At 61.3% G+C, this 14613-nt stretch carries 12 protein-coding genes; 8 read left to right on the top strand and 4 right to left on the bottom strand.

Going from position 1 to position 14613, the window contains the following annotated elements; all coding sequences use genetic code 11:
- Positions 1 to 52 precede the first annotated feature (52 nt).
- The 3 genes from ACLF6L_RS11840 (at position 53) to ACLF6L_RS11830 (ending at position 1051) form a co-directional block, all read left to right on the top strand.
- Positions 53 to 241 carry a hypothetical protein gene (locus ACLF6L_RS11840; protein ID WP_412852788.1) on the top strand — a complete coding sequence of 63 codons (189 nt, stop codon included), beginning with the start codon at positions 53 to 55 and terminating at the stop codon, positions 239 to 241.
- A gap of 203 nt (positions 242 to 444) precedes the next feature.
- Positions 445 to 843: a PRC-barrel domain-containing protein gene (locus ACLF6L_RS11835; RefSeq protein ID WP_242467000.1), complete on the top strand. Its 399-nt coding sequence runs from the start codon at positions 445 to 447 to the stop codon at positions 841 to 843.
- Positions 844 to 871: 28 nt separating this feature from the next.
- Positions 872 to 1051 (top strand): CsbD family protein, encoded by a 180-nt coding sequence (locus tag ACLF6L_RS11830; protein ID WP_412851736.1) that lies wholly within the window; start codon positions 872 to 874, stop codon positions 1049 to 1051.
- A gap of 99 nt (positions 1052 to 1150) precedes the next feature.
- Here ACLF6L_RS11830 and ACLF6L_RS11825 read toward each other — a convergent pair whose 3' ends face one another.
- On the bottom strand, positions 1151 to 1612 hold the full coding sequence (locus ACLF6L_RS11825; RefSeq protein ID WP_412851735.1) for a PRC-barrel domain-containing protein: 462 nt from the start codon (positions 1610 to 1612) through the stop codon (positions 1151 to 1153).
- On the opposite strand from ACLF6L_RS11825, the gene ACLF6L_RS11820 reads away from it, so the two are divergent.
- On the top strand, positions 1589 to 2785 hold the full coding sequence (locus ACLF6L_RS11820; protein ID WP_412851734.1) for an IS4 family transposase: 1197 nt from the start codon (positions 1589 to 1591) through the stop codon (positions 2783 to 2785). The two genes, ACLF6L_RS11825 and ACLF6L_RS11820, sit on opposite strands and share 24 nt — an antisense overlap.
- 204 nt (positions 2786 to 2989) lie before the next feature.
- Here ACLF6L_RS11820 and ACLF6L_RS11815 read toward each other — a convergent pair whose 3' ends face one another.
- From ACLF6L_RS11815 to ACLF6L_RS11805, 3 genes are all read right to left on the bottom strand, one after another.
- Positions 2990 to 3205, bottom strand: a complete 216-nt coding sequence (locus ACLF6L_RS11815; RefSeq protein WP_200172858.1) for a DUF3185 family protein — start codon at positions 3203 to 3205, stop codon at positions 2990 to 2992.
- A 138-nt stretch (positions 3206 to 3343) separates the two neighbouring features.
- On the bottom strand, positions 3344 to 3523 hold the full coding sequence (locus ACLF6L_RS11810) for a CsbD family protein (protein ID WP_200172856.1): 180 nt from the start codon (positions 3521 to 3523) through the stop codon (positions 3344 to 3346).
- 437 nt (positions 3524 to 3960) lie between these two features.
- The gene (locus ACLF6L_RS11805) at positions 3961 to 4380 is read right to left on the bottom strand and encodes a CopG family transcriptional regulator (protein WP_200172855.1); all 420 of its coding nucleotides are present in this window, start codon (positions 4378 to 4380) and stop codon (positions 3961 to 3963) included.
- A 209-nt stretch (positions 4381 to 4589) separates the two neighbouring features.
- Between ACLF6L_RS11805 and ACLF6L_RS11800 the strand changes: the two genes are divergently transcribed.
- The 4 genes from ACLF6L_RS11800 to ACLF6L_RS11785 all read left to right on the top strand — a co-directional run bounded on the left by ACLF6L_RS11800 (position 4590) and on the right by ACLF6L_RS11785 (position 14610).
- On the top strand, positions 4590 to 5009 hold the full coding sequence (locus ACLF6L_RS11800) for a PRC-barrel domain-containing protein (protein ID WP_200172853.1): 420 nt from the start codon (positions 4590 to 4592) through the stop codon (positions 5007 to 5009).
- 226 nt (positions 5010 to 5235) lie between these two features.
- Positions 5236 to 5559, top strand: a complete 324-nt coding sequence (locus tag ACLF6L_RS11795; protein WP_412851733.1) for a CsbD family protein — start codon at positions 5236 to 5238, stop codon at positions 5557 to 5559.
- 169 nt (positions 5560 to 5728) lie between these two features.
- On the top strand, positions 5729 to 6043 hold the full coding sequence (locus tag ACLF6L_RS11790) for a BON domain-containing protein (RefSeq protein ID WP_200172851.1): 315 nt from the start codon (positions 5729 to 5731) through the stop codon (positions 6041 to 6043).
- Between the two features lie 59 nt (positions 6044 to 6102).
- Positions 6103 to 14610, top strand: a complete 8508-nt coding sequence (locus ACLF6L_RS11785) for a GH36-type glycosyl hydrolase domain-containing protein (protein ID WP_412852787.1) — start codon at positions 6103 to 6105, stop codon at positions 14608 to 14610.
- Positions 14611 to 14613: the final 3 nt, after the last annotated feature.

The following is a 14613-nucleotide window of genomic DNA, read 5'->3' as shown; positions in this document are numbered from 1 at the left end:
AACAGGCCGACTTCCGGATCTGGAAGTTGCCGCAACCAGGAGAGAGATGATGATGAAGTTCTCAACAGTGATAGGCACCGCGTTGGTTCTGGGGTTACTGCTCGCCCCGCTATCCGGCTGCGACAAGGGACCGGCCCAGAGGGCCGGAGAGAATGTCGATGACGCCGTCGAAAAAGCGGGGGACTCCCTCGAAAGGGCGGGGGATCGCATTCAGGATGCGGGTCGTGACGCCCGTGACTGATCGGCTGTTTGCTCATGTCGAAAGTGTCACCGGGAAAGTATGTTGTCGCAATGACCGGGTTCCGGATGGAGGTGCCGCGGATTCAGGTTTGTTCGCCAGCGAACAGAGTTTCCAAGGCTTTTTGTTTACCATGGGTTATGGCGACTGAATGATCCCGATGGATGATTCAGCGCCCCATACTATTATTGCCAGGAGTAGATAGCATGAATGTCAGAACGCATGGTGGCGCAAGCAGCGCTACATACACTCAGGCCGCTCCCACCGATGAACTTTTGTTGAGTACCCACACGCTGATCGGTAGTGAAGTTGTGACTGTAAAGGAAGAAAAGCTCGGTACTATCAAGGATTTCATGATGAATACCGCTAGCGGCAGCATCAATTATGCGGTCATTTCCGCCGGTGGTTTTCTCGGTATAGGCGACAAGCTGTACGCCGTGCCATGGGAGGCCCTGTCGCTGGATATCCGGGCGAAGAATTTTGTCCTTGATGTGGATGTGGAACAGTTTAAATCGGCCCCCGGTTTTGAAAAGGATGATTGGCCGAATATGGCGGATGAGACTTGGGCGAGAAAGGTCAAGAGCCACTTCGGCCTTGGTGAATGAGTCACGTGATTATCCGTGGGAGTGTGTCATGAACAAAGATCAGGTTAAGGGCCGTGCCAAGGAAACAACGGGCAAGGTCAAGGAAGTCACCGGTCGGGCGGTCGGTAATGATGAGTTGGAAAATAAAGGGAAAATCCAGAAAGGTACCGGTAAGGTGCAGGCCGGCTACGGCGATTTGAAGGAGGATCTCAAGAAGGGTAACCGCTAGTCCGAGGTGTTTTGCGGATGCCTGGAGTCGGGCGGCTGGAAATGACATCTCCGGCCGCTCGACGGTTGAGACTCCGTGTGACGGGGTGGGCGGTCCGGCTCAGCGGCTTTGTGAGCTCAAGGGCCGAGAATCCACATCGGTTAATTCCGGGGCCTCCCTCAACGTATCCTCGGTCGAGCGGATGCCGAAGTCGTACCCTTTATCTTTCTCGTTCAAGCTGGGTTCAACCGAATCCAGGAAAATGGCAACTTCCTTTGCGCCCATGCCCAAGAAGCCGCCCACCTTTACGATCACGGCCACGATCTGGCCATCCTCATCGATCAGCAGGTCGCTGACGATCAGTGTGTTCGGATGGAACGAATTCGCGGGTTGGCTCGAAAGGCAGATTCCATGGGCAGAGGCTGGGCTATCCCCACGTTTTTGCGGGCGGAATTCCTTGTGAAACAGTGGGATAAGGGGAGGTGGGGGTGGACATGCACCGGCAAGATCGTGATTCTTTAAGGTGACGAAGCCAAAAAAGAGCCACGAAACACACCGATGCACGCCACGGACCTGATTCACGCAAACTTGGGGGTTGCTTGTCAATCCATTCACCGCACCCGCTTCAACGCGCTGCTGATCGCCACGGCGGCGGCTCTGGACGGGCAGACCACCTCGGTCACCGGTCTTGGCCGGGCATCGCAGCGAAAGATCACCGAAAAGGCGAGCATCAAGCAGATGGATCGGCTCATCGGTAACCCCAGGATGCATCGAGAGGCGGCGACGGTTTATCAGGCCATGGCTCACTGGCTGGTTGGGCAGGAAGAGCGCCCAGTGATCTTGGTGGACTGGTCGCCGGTGGCGGTGGATGAGAGCATTCACGTGTTGCGCGCCTCGGTGCCCGTGGGCGGCCAGGGAAGAACCCTGTACCAGGAGTGCCACCCTCAGTCCAAGTACGCTAACCGCGAGATCCAGGAGGACTTTTTGAAGCGCCTCTCGGAGGTCTTGCCCGCCGGAGTCCGCCCGGTGATCGTCACGGACGCCGGTTTCAAGAAACCCTGGTTTCGCGCCGTGGAAGCTTTGGGCTGGGACTGGGTGGGCCGAGCGCGAGGTCTGGTCCAGATGACGCGGCCAGGCGAGGACATCTGGCTCAATACCCGCGAATTGGGATGCTTGCTGGATGAAAATCAGCCGACCTTCATGGGTGCCTTTGCCATGACCCGCCACGATTCCCTGGAATGCCAGGTGTATGGCCTGCGCAAGCGCCTTCAGGGTCGTATTCATGCGACCCGGTCTGGCCGGCGCGCCCAGGCTGGCAAGAGTCGCGCGCATGCAACTGGGCAGAGAGAGCCCTGGGTCATTGCCACCTCCCTGCTTGGAGGGGCGAAGATCACCGACCGGGTGATAGCGCTCTATTCGCTGAGGATGCAAATTGAAGAGGATTTTCGTGCCAGCAAAAATGAGCATTATGGACTTGGCGTGAATCGTTCCCGCTCCCGCTCTGCGCAAAGATTTGATGTGCTGTTGCTGATTGCCGCCCTGGCCAGTTTTGCGGCCTGGTTGGTGGGTCTGGCGGCAGAGCATGAGGGACGCCACCGTCATTACCAGCCCAACACCGCGAAGCGACGGGTGTTATCCCATTTTTTCCTGGGCTTGAGAGTGCTGCGGCGAGAATCAGCCAACATCCTCGACGACACCTTACAGCGCATCAGATCGACCATACGAACCGTGTTTGCCGCCGGGATCCCTGCATGATTTCGTGGGGATACTCCATGGGCAGAGGGTTGCGCTTGGGCCAATGCAGAACCGATGCCCAGTGTGGTTGCATGGGTCAGTAATGCACAGACTGCGAGCGCATGCAGTTTCTTCATGAGATCTCTCCTTATCAGGTTGCGGCCGGTGAAACTTCCATGGGAAGTGAACCGACATCCATGTCGTGGGGCATAGCGAATTCCTATGTCAGTTGCTTACGGATTTACCGAACAGCAGCATTCCAGCACCGGCGACCACAGAAACCGCGCCAAGGATCAGGAACCAGATGGTGGAGTCAGTGAATCGGCCAGTAACGGCCTCTGTCACCTGATCGTCCAGGCCTTGGGATGACTGAAACCCAAAGAAAAGCAGGATCAGACCTACAACAAGCAATGCAAGAGCCAGAATTCTGTTATTTGCCATTTCTATCTCCTTCCGATTGATGGGGGATCAATATTTCGTTGTTCAAGGACGTTGTTCTGGAGTAAATACGGCATTGTCCATCTTTGCCTTTTTGGCAGTGACACATGACCTCGTCGGTACGGTTGGTCCATATGGGTTTTATTTCGTTTCATTTTTGGCGTCGCAACTGATCTTTGCCAACACGGTCCCATTCTTGCCGCCATTATTATCGGATTTGCTTTTTCGCTCCGTGTTTTCGATATCGGTCACTTTGCCGGCAACCTCCTTGGTCTTACCCTTTCCCTTGTTCGCACTACCTTTATCCTGATTCTTGTGCATGAGCCGGTCTCCAGATGATGATTTTTTGGATTCTGCCTCTTGCTATTAACGCATGTAGATGCAGGATGAGGTTTCCAAGGTAGTTGAAGCCCGCGATCGGGTCTGTGCGTTACCTAACTTAACCTCCGTGTATCGTTGCTGGCGTTGAATCTTTCCCTTATCGTGGAAGGGGATGGTTGAGCAGAGACATGGGATAACGCGGGTATAGCTGAAGGTGATTCCGTCACCTCCCGGTTGTGATCGTGCAGTGTTTTCGGTGCCGAGGTGCGGCCGACCGTGGGCGCGCAGCAGCAGTGCCGTCGCTTCCTTGAGCCGACCGGCGCGGGTGAGGCGGGTCACACCTCGGCCATGACCTGGGCATTCGATGCGCATTCATGCGGCAACTCCAAGGGTGTGCCGGCGTAATGCAGAGCGGTAACAGGGGGAAGTGTGCGGTATCAGTGGATCCGATCCGCCAAGGCGGCCTTCACGGCGGGACCGGCCTGCAGCGCTCCGAGTACGTGGAGCGATCCGATGGCTGCCCGTGCAAGTTCCGGGGAGGCATCGGCGTCAATGATCGCAAGCCCGAGCACCTGGATGTGCAGCACCTGATGGGCTGCGACTGCCGCCTCGAGTTCGGCCCGGTGATAGCGGCGCAACCCGAGTTCGAGCCGGTGCCTGACGATGGATTGCCGTACCGCCTCGTCGTGACGGTCGAGCTGATTGCAGATCGCGGTACGGATGAAATCGGTTCGGTTGGAGTAGAACCCTTCCTGTACCAGCAGGTCGACCTGGCCCAGATCCACATATCCCAGGTTGATTGTGATCTTTTCGCTGTCGGCCCCCTTGCGGCGGGTATCCAGTGTCTTCCCAGGCATTTTGCCATCCCTATGCCATCCATGTGGATGGCGTGATCGGCCATGGGGCCGGTGAGAGCGTTGACGACGCCATCGAAAGAAAGGATGTGGGCGCCCATGAAGGTGACCGCGATCCATGTGCGGTATCCAACAGACATCGACCATCTAAGGGCCTAGGGTGAGAGTCCTGATCGGTAATCTCGCCGGTCGTAATTCACAGGAGAGACCTGATGAATAAACTGCATGCACTCATAGCCTCAGCATTGGTGGTCCCTGCGCTTACACTCGGCATCGGTTCCGCATTGGCTGAAGAGCGGCCCATGGCCCATGGAACCTATCTTTCGAGTCCGCCCGCGAATTCGTTCCGTGCGGATGAGTTGATCGGCAGCGACCTGAAGTCGCGAGTGGATGATGCGAAAATTGGTACTGTCGGTGATCTGCTGATCAATGAGGACGGTCAGATCTTGGCCGTGGTTGTCGAGGTGGGTGGCATATTGGGTATGGGCACAAAAGAAGTCGCGATTTCCTGGGATTCGGTCGAACACAGTAAGAGCAAGCGGGGCGACGGGTACGAATTCAGCGTCAATTCAACCGAGGATACGTTGAAGGATGCCCCGGAATTCAGGAAGGAGGCCAGTAGTCGGTACTGATCGAAACAGCGGTAATTTGAGTTGCCCCGCATTTCTCTGGGGTGGCTCTCAGGCGGTAGGGGCGATGACTGTCCCTGCCGTTTTTTTTGAGGCTCGCCATGGATTCAGGTCTGTTCGCCAGCGAACAGAGTTTGGGTGGTTATGTGTTTACTCTGGACCATGGCGACTGAATGATCCTGATGGATGATCCGGCGCCTCACACGGTCACCGTTAAGGAGTCCAGAGCATGAACATCAGAACGCATGGTGGCGCACGCAGCGTCACATACGTTCAGGTCGCCGAGCCTCTGCTGAGTAGTAGCCACACTGGTGACCGGAAAGGAAAAAGTGAATCCAATGTATGTCTGCGGGAGAGTGTCATGAACAAAGATCAGGTTAAGGGACGTGCGAAAGAGGTAACAGGCAAGGTCAAGGAGGTCACCGGTCGGATAGTCGGTAATGAGAAGCTGGAAGGCAAAGGGAAAATTCAGCAGGCCGCCGGTAAGGTTCAGGCCGACTACGGAGATCTGAAGGAGGATCTGAAGGAGGATATGGATGGGGACTCACGCTAGTTCATCTTGGTCGGCGGATGTTTGAGATCGGTAGGTCGGAAGCGGTATCTCCGGCCTGCCGACTGATTAGGGTTCGCCCTGTTTTAGGTCCGCCCTGTGTGCGGTAGCGCATAGGATGAATAAATTGCAGGTGCAGACCTGCTTTCATACATCTTCTGGAGTTGTCATCATGAATCCATGGTTAAGGTATTGCGCCGCATTTTTCATGGCCTTCGCGCTGGTGGCGGTGGTGAGCTGCGCGGCCCCCTCCAAGCAGCAGTCGGCAGGGGAGTACATCGACGATGCCGTGATCACCACCAAGGTCAAGGCGGCGATACTCAATAACCCCGATCTGCGGGTGAACGAAATCAGTGTCGAGACCTATGACGGCGTGGTCCAGCTCAGCGGCTTTGTGAGTTCAAGGGCCGAGATCAACCGGGCGATGGAGGTGGCCCGAGGCGTCGGCGGCGTGAAGGATGTGAAGAACGACATGCGCGTCAAGTGAGCGGTTTCCCGTGGTCGAAGGGGCGGCGGTATCCATCCATCGATGCCGGTGATGGCGAGCTGCTGCGCGCGGAGCTGTTCAGTCTTGAGCAGCTCAAGCGCCACGGGGCCTTGCTGGCACAGCGACATCACCTCTCTTCCCGTCCCGGCCCCGACCGGTTGTTGCCCAGGCTGGCGGACAATGCTCGGCGCCTGCTGACGGCCTACGATGTGGTCACGGCGGCCGCTTCGCCGGGTCAGCGGGTCACACCGGCAGAGGCCTGGCTGCTGGATAATTTCTATCTGATCGAGCAGCAGATCAGCCAGGTACGCCGACACCTGCCGCGCGGATACAGCCGGCAGTTGCCGCGACTGGCCGATGGCCCATCGGCTGGTTTTCCCCGCGTCCATGATCTGGCACTGGCGCTGATTTCCCATATGGATGGCCGTGTGGACGGCGACAATGCCACCCAGTTCATCGCCGCCTATCAGTCCGTTGCACCCCTCAAGATCGGCGAATTGTGGGCCTTTCCGATCATGCTGCAGCTAGCCTTGCTGGAAAACCTGCGCCGGGTCGGGGTCAGTATTGCACGGCGTCGCCAGGAGCGTGACGCGGCCCTCGCCTGGGCGGATCGCATGCTGGTGACGGCCGAGCAGGAACCCAAACAGCTGATTCAGTTGCTGGCCGAGTTCGCCCGGGCGGACGTGCCGCTGACGGCCCCGTTCGTGGAAGCATTTTACGCCGTCCTCCAGACCCAGGGTCCGGCCCTGGCCTTTATCCGGACCTGGGTGGAGCACAAGCTGCTGGAACAGGGCGTGACGGCCGAGCAGTTGTCGGAAGTGGCCGGACGCACGGCCGCGGCCAACCAGATCTCCATGGCTAACAGCATCGGCAGCCTGCGTTTTATCGGCAGCATGGACTGGAAGGATTATGTCGAGTCTCTGAGCGTGGTCGAGCGGATCCTGCGGGATGACCCCGTGGGCATGCATGCCGGCCAGGACTTTGCCACGCGAGATCGCTACCGGCACGTGGTGGAGGGCGTGGCCCGGGAGGCTGTTTGCCCGGAGCCGGATGTGGCCCGGGCGGCGATCGAGCTTGCCCGTGCCGCTGCGGCCCAGCGCGGAGAAGAGGATCGCAGTGCCCATGTAGGGTACTACCTGATCGACCGGGGACGACCGGCGCTGGAGCGGGCGGTGGGCTGCCGGATGCCCTGGACATCCCGGCTCGGACGCCGTTGTCGACCGGCCTGCCTACCCTTGTATCTGGGGACGGTGACTTTGCTCACGCTGCTTGCGGCAGGGGGCGTGCTGCTGCTTCTGGACGGATTCAATCCGGATACCGCCTGGACCTGGTATCTGGCACTGCCGTTACTGATTGCCGTCTCGGCGCCGGCCGTCTCACTGGTCAATCTGTTGGTCACGTTGCTCTTGTCGCCCAAGGCCCTGCCACGGATGGATTTTTCCAGCGGGATTCCGGAGGATCGGCGCACCATGGTGGTCGTGCCTACGCTGCTGACCGGCCCCGAGGATATCGATCACCTGCTGGAGGCGCTGGAGATCCGCTATCTGGGTAATCGGGACCCCAATCTGTTCTTTGCCTTGTTGACGGATTTTCCGGATGCCCCCCAGGAAGCGCTGCCTCGGGACACGGCCCTGCTTGAGCAGGCACGCACGGCGGTGGAACGACTCAATCTCAAGTATCGGGAAGATCGACCCGGCATCTTTTATCTGTTTCATCGGCCTCGGGTGTGGAATCCGTTCGAACGGGTGTGGATGGGCTACGAGCGCAAGCGAGGCAAGCTGGAGCAGTTCAACGCCCGCCTCAGAGGGGAGGGGACCACCGCCTTCTCGGAGATCGTCGGGGATACCCGTCTGCTGACCACCATCCGTTTCGTCATTACCCTGGACACCGATACCCAGCTGCCGCGGGATGCGGCGCGTCAATTGGCGGGTAACCTGGCGCATCCACTCAACCGTCCGGTTTTTGATCCGGACCGGGGGCGCATCGTCGAAGGTCACGGCATCCTGCAACCCCGTACTTCCATCAGCCTGAGCAGTGCCCACCAGTCGCGCTTTTCCGGATTATTCGCGGGTGAGCCGGGCATGGACCCCTACACACGGGAGGTCTCCGATGTGTACCAGGATCTGTTTGGCGAGGGATCCTTCGTCGGCAAGGGTATCTATGACGTGGATGCCTTTCGCCGGGCCATTGATGGTCGCTTGCCGGAAAACCTGATCCTGAGTCACGATCTGCTGGAAGGGGGTTACGCCCGGTCGGCGCTGGTGACGGATGTGGATCTGCTGGAATCGCATCCGGCCACGTATACTGCGGAGGCCAGTCGTCGCCACCGCTGGATACGGGGTGATTGGCAACTGGTGGGCTGGCTGCTGCCGCGCGTGCCGGCCTCCCGGGGGCGTACGCCGTTGCAGGTGCCGAATCCCTTGTCGGCCCTTTCCCGCTGGAAGTTGTTCGACAACCTGCGCCGCAGCCTGGTGCCCCCGGCCTTGCTGATCCTGTTGCTGGGGGGCTGGCTGCTGGGTGCCGGTCCGATCTGGTTCTGGAGCCTGCTGATGCTGGCGCTGGTGGTCGTGCCCGCCCTGTTGCCCTCCATGATCGATCTGTGGCGTCGGCCACGGGACCGGGATCGCCGGGTACACCTGACGCTGACCGGCAGGGCCGCGGTACGGCCATTGCTCCAGGCCCTGCTGAGCCTGGTGTTCCTGCCCTACGACGCCCGGATCTGCCTGGGGGCCATTGCCTGCTCCTGGGGGCGGATGCTGTTTACCCGGAGGGGGTTGCTGCTCTGGCACCTGCCCAGCTATGCCCGCCGCAATGCCTGTCGGACACCCACCGACTTTTTGCGGGAGATGTGGATTGCGCCGGTCCTGGCGCTGTCGACGGGAGTCGCACTGGCCTGGACATCCGGAGATGCCTGGGCTACGCAGGGGATGTTTGCCGCCCCATTTCTGTTGCTGTGGCTGATATCGCCCGGCATTGGTTGGTGGATCAGTCGACCGCCGAGTGACCGCATGCCGCGTCTGAGTGCGGCACAGGAGGTCTTCCTGCGTCGTGCGGCCCGTAGGACCTGGCGTTACTTTGCCGATTTTGTCGGGCCGGAGGACCACTGGCTGCCGCCGGATAATTTCCAGGAAACCCCCGCACCGATGGTGGCTTCACGCACCTCGCCCACCAATATCGGTATGGCCCTTCTGTCGGATCTGGCCGCCCATGACTTCGGTTATGTGACCACCGGCGAATGCCTGGTACGTATCGACCGCACCGTGTCGACCATGGAGCGTCTGGAGCGCTACCGGGGACACTTCTACAACTGGTACGACACCCGTACCCTTGAGCCCCTGCAGCCGAGATACGTCTCTTCGGTGGACAGCGGTAATCTGGCGGGTGCCCTGCTGACCCTCCAGGCCGGGCTGGCCGAGCTGAAACATCAGCCGGTGCCGTCATCCCGGGCGTTGCAGGGGCTGCTGGACACCCTGGGGGTGCTGGCTGAACAGCGACCCTTATCACCACCGCCACCCCTGACCGCACTGGAACGCCGGGTCCAGGGCATGCGGGACGCCGACCTGTCCATCCCCGACCTCATCAAGGCCCTGGAGGACATTCAGCAGGCCGGGGGCGCGGCGGCCGCATGGTCGGCGGCGGGTATGCCCTCGGACGACGCGGCATCCGCCTATTGGGTACAGGCCTTTGACCGGCAGGTGGCTGCCCTGAGGGATGAACTGGTTCACGCGTCACCGGCAGGCGGGTCCGTGGCGACGGATTGTCCATCCCGGGCGCAACACGACATCATCGATGATCTGATCCGGCGTTGCCGCGATCTGGCGAGCATGGATTTTGAATTTCTCCACGATGCGCCTTCCGGGTTGCTGGCCATCGGCTACGATGTGGGCGAACGGCGTCGCGATCAGGCCTGCTATGACCTGCTGGCGTCGGAAGCGCGCCTGGCCAGCTTCCTGCTGATTGCCCAGGGACAGTTGCCCCAGAAACACTGGTTTGCCCTGGGGCGTCTGCTGACCAGCCATGGGGGCGATGTCAGCCTGATTTCCTGGAGCGGCTCGATGTTCGAGTACCTGATGCCGCAGCTGATCATGCCCAGCTTCGGCAACACCCTGTTGGCGCAGACCTGCAAGGCGGCCGTGTCGCGCCAGATCGAGTATGGCCGGCAGCGGGCGGTACCCTGGGGGATTTCTGAATCCTGCTACAACGTCACCGACATGAGTCAGGTCTATCAGTACCGGGCCTTCGGCGTGCCCGGGTTGGGGTTCAAGCGGGGGTTGGGGGAGGATCTGGTGATTGCCCCCTATGCCACGGCGCTGGCATTGACGGTACTGCCCGAGGCGGCCTGCCGCAACCTGGAACGGATGGCCGCGACGGGTTTTATCGGTGGCTACGGTTTTTATGAGGCAGTGGATTACACTCCGTCCCGCGTGCCGCGGGGCAAACCCTGGTTCGTCGTGCGCAGCTTCATGGCCCATCACCAGGGCATGAGCCTGCTGGCCTTTGCCCATGTGCTGCTGGATCAGCCCATGCAGCGTCGATTCATGGCCGACCCGGAGGTGCGGGCGACGGAGTTGCTGCTGCAGGAGCGTGTTCCGCGACAGGGGGCCACCTTGCATCCCCATGCCGCCGAGGTGAGTGCCTCCGCTCAGCCGCCGGATGCAGAGTTCGGCAGCATCATGCGGGTATTCAGGGAAACCACCACGCAGATACCCGAGGTGCATCTGCTGTCCAATGGTCGTTACCATGTCATGGCCACCCATGCCGGCGGCGGTTACAGTCGCCGGCATGGGCTGGCCGTGACCCGCTGGCGCGAGGACGCCACCACCGATGCCTGGGGCACGTTCATCTACCTGCGCGACCGTGATAGCGGGCAGTATTGGTCCTGCGCCCATCAGCCGACGCTGCGCCGTGCGGATCACTATGAGGCCATCTTCGTGCAGGCCCGCGCGGAATACCGGCGACAGGATCAGGCCATCGATGCCCACACCGAGATCTGCGTCTCCCCCGAGGATGATGTGGAGATCCGGCGCGTGACCCTCACCAATCAATCTTCCCGGCGGCGTCATATCGAACTGACCAGTTATGCAGAGGTGGTGTTGGCACCGTTGGCCGCCGACCTGGCCCATCGAGCCTTCAGCAATCTGTTCGTGCAGACCGAGATTCTGTCTCAGCAGCAGGCCATCCTGTGTACGCGGCGACGGCGTACGCCGGACGAGCAGGTGCCCTGGATGTTTCACCTGATGGCCGCGCCGGGGGCCGTGATCGATGCGCCGTCCTTTGAAACCGATCGTGTCCGCTTCGTGGGTCGCGGTCGCACGACCGTCAACCCGGTGGTGATGGATGCCTCACCGCCGATCCGGCGTCTGTCCGACACGGCGGGCGCAGTGCTCGATCCCATCGTTGCCATTCGTCGCACGGTGACTCTGGTGCCCGATGAGTCGGCGAGCGTCCAGATCATCTCCGGCGTGGCCGATACCCGGGAGGCGGCACTGGTGTTGCTGGAGAAATATTGTGATCGCCATTTCGTTGAACGTGCCTTCGAGATGGCCTGGTTCCAGAGTCAGGAGGTGTTGCGTGTGCTCAACGCCACCGAGGTGGATGCTCAGGTCTACGGTCGTCTGGCCAACTCGGTGGTCTTCGGTAACGCACTGCGTCGTGCTGCACCGGGGGTCATCGCCCGCAATCAACTGGGGCAGTCGGGTCTGTGGCGCTTTGCCATCTCCGGGGATCTGCCCATCGTCCTCCTGCATATTGGTGATATCCATCGCATCGATCGGGTCAAGCAGGTGCTGCAGGCCCACGCCTATTGGCGCATGAAGGGGCTGATCGCCGACCTGGTGATCCTGAATGAGGACTTTTCGGGTTACCGGGCGGTCCTGCACGACCGGATCATGGGGCTGATCCACTCAGGCCCCGAGGCGCAGATGCTGGACAAGCCGGGCGGGGTCTTCCTGCGGCGTGCCGAGGAACTGTCGGAGGATGAGCGGGTATTGTTGCAGACGGTGGCGCGCATCATTTTCAGCGATACGGCGGACACACTGATCGAGCCGGTGGAGCGCCGCATCTCCGCGGGTCGCCGGTCGGATCGGCTGGAGCCGGTGCACCCGGTGATGACCGAGCCGCCGTCGAACCCGGTGCCGCGGAAACTTATTTTCAACAATGGTCTGGGTGGCTTCACGCCGGACGGACGGGAATACGTGATCACCCTGGCGCCGGGGCAGCAGACACCGGCTCCCTGGGTGAACGTGATTGCCGGTCCGCACATCGGTACGGTGGTGAGTGAGGCGGGCAGTGCCTATACCTGGGTGGACAATGCCCACGAGTTCCGGCTGACCCACTGGCACAATGATCCGCTGTCCGACACCGGCGGCGAGGCCTTCTACATCCGGGATGAGGAAACGGGGGCCTTCTGGTCGCCGACGCCGTTGCCGGCCCGGGGGCGCAACGGCTATGTCTGTCGGCATGGCTTCGGCTACAGCGTATTCGAGTACCGGGAGTCGGGGATCGACTCGGAATTGACCACCTATGTCGCCCTGGATGCGCCGGTCAAGTGTGTGGTGATCAAGTTGCATAATCATTCCCGGCGCACACGCCGACTGTCTCTGACAGGCTATTGGGAGTTGGTGCTCGGCGAGTGGCGGCATGCCAATCTGATGCATATCGTCACTGAGACGGAGCCCCACACCGGGGCCTTGCTGGCTCGCAATGCCTACGGGCGCGAGTGTGCTCATCGGCTGGTGTTCGCCCATGTGAGCGAACGGGATCGCTCGATCAGTGGTGGGCGGACCGAGTTCATCGGCCGCAACGGTTCCATGGCCAAGCCGGCGGCCATGCGCCGCAAGCGCCTGTCGGGCAGGACCGGCGCGGGCCTGGATCCCTGCGCGGCGGTGCAGGGCCGGGTGGAACTGGAGGCGGGACAGTCCGCCGAAGTCGTGTTCCTGTTCGGCGCGGCGACGAGCGTGGACGAGGTCGGCGAGTTCATCCACCGATTCGGTGGTCGGGCGGGGGCGCACCAGGCCCTGGAAGGGGTGTGGGAGTACTGGAATCACACCTTGGGCGCGGTCCAGGTGGAGACACCCGATCCGGCGCTGAATGTGCTGGCCAACGGTTGGCTGGTCTATCAGACCCTGTCCAGCCGGCTGTGGGCGCGCAGTGGCTACTATCAGTCCGGCGGCGCCTACGGCTTCCGTGACCAGTTGCAGGATGTCATGGCCCTGATCCATACCACCCCCGAGCTGGCCCGGGTGCAGTTGATCCGCTGCGCCGGGCGCCAGTTCCTCAAGGGTGACGTGCAGCACTGGTGGCACCCCCCCGGCGGCCAGGGTGTACGTACCCATTTTTCCGATGACTATCTCTGGCTGCCCTATGTGACCTGCCATTACGTGGCCGCCACCGGCGACACCGGTGTCCTGGACGAGCCGGTCCATTTCCTGGAGGGCCGCGAGCTCAATCCCGACGAAGAGGCTTACTACAACCAGCCGCAACGCTCCCCGGAAGTCGCCGGTCTCTATGAGCACTGTGTCCGCGCCCTCAGGCATGGCCTGCGTTTCGGTGTGCATCAGTTGCCGCTGATGGGCTGCGGGGACTGGAACGACGGTATGAACCGGGTGGGCCATGAGGGTCGGGGCGAAAGTGTCTGGCTGGCCTGGTTCCTGTTCGACGTCCTGCAGCAGTTTGCCGATCTTGCCCGGGGTCGGGATGACGGCGAGTTTGCCGAGTTCTGCCATGACCAGGCCGAGCAGCTGCGGGGTCATATCGAAGCGAGCGCCTGGGACGGCGCCTGGTATCGGCGGGCCTGGTTCGACGACGGTACACCTTTGGGGTCCGCCGTCAATGACGAATGCCGCATTGACGCCATCAGCCAGAGCTGGGCGATCCTCTCCGGCGCCGGGGATCCCCGGCGCGCCCGCGAGGCGATGGATGCGGTGGACCGACACCTGGTGAGTCGGGATGACGGCCTGATCCGTCTGCTCGACCCGCCCTTTGACCGGTCGGCCCTGGAGCCCGGGTACATCAAGGGCTATGTGCCGGGGGTGCGTGAGAACGGCGGTCAGTATACCCATGCCGCGATCTGGACCACGATGGCCTTCGCCCGGATGGGCGACAGGCGGCGGGCCTGGGAATGCTACGCCCTGCTCAATCCCGTCAATCACGGCGACACGCCCGCGGCGGTGGCGCGTTACAAGGTTGAGCCGTATGTCATGAGCGCGGACGTCTATGGCGCGCCGCCCCACACGGGCCGCGGCGGCTGGACCTGGTATACCGGGGCGGCAGGCTGGATGTATCGGCTGACCCTGGAAACCCTGCTGGGTCTGCAACTGCGGGGGGATCATCTGCGCATCGCGCCGTGCATCCCCGATGACTGGAATGCGTATACCATCCACTACCGGTATCGTGAAACCCTATACCATATCAAGGTGAGCGGTACGACCGGGGCGTCCCGGCGGGTCATCCGCGTGTCCCTTGACGGGACCGAGATCCCGGATGCCGCCGCGTTCGAGGCCGGATGGGGCAGGATTCCCCTCGTCGATGACCGTCGGACACACCAAGTCGAGGTGGACCTGGGCTGAGGC

The organism is Ectothiorhodospira shaposhnikovii, from assembly GCF_047222355.1.
Lineage (GTDB): Bacteria > Pseudomonadota > Gammaproteobacteria > Ectothiorhodospirales > Ectothiorhodospiraceae > Ectothiorhodospira.
This window is presented reverse-complemented; position numbering and strand designations above follow the sequence as displayed.

Excerpts from the sequence above, each read along its gene's own strand:
- ACLF6L_RS11830 (WP_412851736.1), top strand. The coding sequence starts at position 872 with ATGAACAAAGATCAGGTTAAGGGCCGTGCCAAGGAAACAACGGGCAAG.
- ACLF6L_RS11810 (WP_200172856.1), bottom strand. The coding sequence starts at position 3,523 with ATGCACAAGAATCAGGATAAAGGTAGTGCGAACAAGGGAAAGGGTAAG.
- ACLF6L_RS11805 (WP_200172855.1), bottom strand. The coding sequence starts at position 4,380 with ATGCCTGGGAAGACACTGGATACCCGCCGCAAGGGGGCCGACAGCGAA.
- ACLF6L_RS11835 (WP_242467000.1), top strand. The coding sequence starts at position 445 with ATGAATGTCAGAACGCATGGTGGCGCAAGCAGCGCTACATACACTCAG.
- ACLF6L_RS11790 (WP_200172851.1), top strand. The coding sequence starts at position 5,729 with ATGAATCCATGGTTAAGGTATTGCGCCGCATTTTTCATGGCCTTCGCG.
- ACLF6L_RS11800 (WP_200172853.1), top strand. The coding sequence starts at position 4,590 with ATGAATAAACTGCATGCACTCATAGCCTCAGCATTGGTGGTCCCTGCG.
- ACLF6L_RS11795 (WP_412851733.1), top strand. The coding sequence starts at position 5,236 with ATGAACATCAGAACGCATGGTGGCGCACGCAGCGTCACATACGTTCAG.
- ACLF6L_RS11815 (WP_200172858.1), bottom strand. The coding sequence starts at position 3,205 with ATGGCAAATAACAGAATTCTGGCTCTTGCATTGCTTGTTGTAGGTCTG.
- ACLF6L_RS11840 (WP_412852788.1), top strand. The coding sequence starts at position 53 with ATGAAGTTCTCAACAGTGATAGGCACCGCGTTGGTTCTGGGGTTACTG.
- ACLF6L_RS11820 (WP_412851734.1), top strand. The coding sequence starts at position 1,589 with ATGCACGCCACGGACCTGATTCACGCAAACTTGGGGGTTGCTTGTCAA.